The following is a 792-nucleotide window of genomic DNA, read 5'->3' on the forward strand; positions in this document are numbered from 1 at the left end:
TGCACGCGATCGGTGCGACGGCGGTCACCGGCGGCGACAACCCGCCGCCGGCCCGCATCGTGCTGCTTTCCGACGGCCGCGAGAACAAGCCGTCCAACCCCAGTGACCCGCACGACGGTGTCTACACCGCGGCCCGGGCCGCCAAGGGCCAGGGCGTGCAGATCTCGACGATCTCGTTCGGCACCCCGTACGGCACCGTCGACTACGAGGGCGCCACCATTCCGGTTCCGGTGGACGATCAGACCCTGCAGAAGATCGGCGAGATCACCGACGGCCAGGCCTTCCACGCCGACAGCCTGGACTCGCTGGAGAACGTGTACACGACGCTGCAGCGCCAGATCGGCTACGAAACCGTCAAGGGCGATGCCAGCCTGGCCTGGATGCTGCTCGGTGCCGTCGTGATGGCCGGCGCCGTGCTGGCCGGCCTGCTGCTGAACCGCCGGCTGCCCGCCTGATACGCGCTAGGTCGGCAGGCGCCGATTGATCAACAGCGCCAACGCGGTCGCGATCAGTGCGGCCAGCACCCCGAGGCGCAGCCAGCCGGCGCTGCCCGGGCCCGGCACCGTGCGGTAACCGATCTCGTTCTCGATCGCGTTGTAGCTCTTTTCGAGCTCGCCGAGGTTGGTGGCGGTGTAGGGCTGCCCGCCGGAGAGTCTGGCGATCGTCTTCATCTGGTCGGTCGACACCGGGACCGCGACGCGCTGCCCGTCCATCTCGATCTCACCGCCCTTGGTTCCGAACGAGATCGTCGAGATGGGCACGCCCTGGCCCCTGTCTAGGCGCGCCGCGGTG

General features: G+C 69.2%; 2 pseudogenes. One reads left to right on the plus strand and one right to left on the minus strand.

Annotated features, from left to right (window positions below):
* Positions 1-455: pseudogene (locus A5775_RS10735) on the plus strand (VWA domain-containing protein); the annotation flags it as partial.
* A gap of 6 nt (positions 456-461) precedes the next feature.
* Here A5775_RS10735 and A5775_RS10740 read toward each other — a convergent pair.
* Positions 462-792 (minus strand): annotated as a pseudogene (locus A5775_RS10740) (hypothetical protein); the annotation flags it as partial.

It is taken from the genome of Mycobacterium sp. 852002-10029_SCH5224772 (assembly GCF_001667315.1).
In the GTDB taxonomy this organism is placed as follows: domain Bacteria; phylum Actinomycetota; class Actinomycetes; order Mycobacteriales; family Mycobacteriaceae; genus Mycobacterium.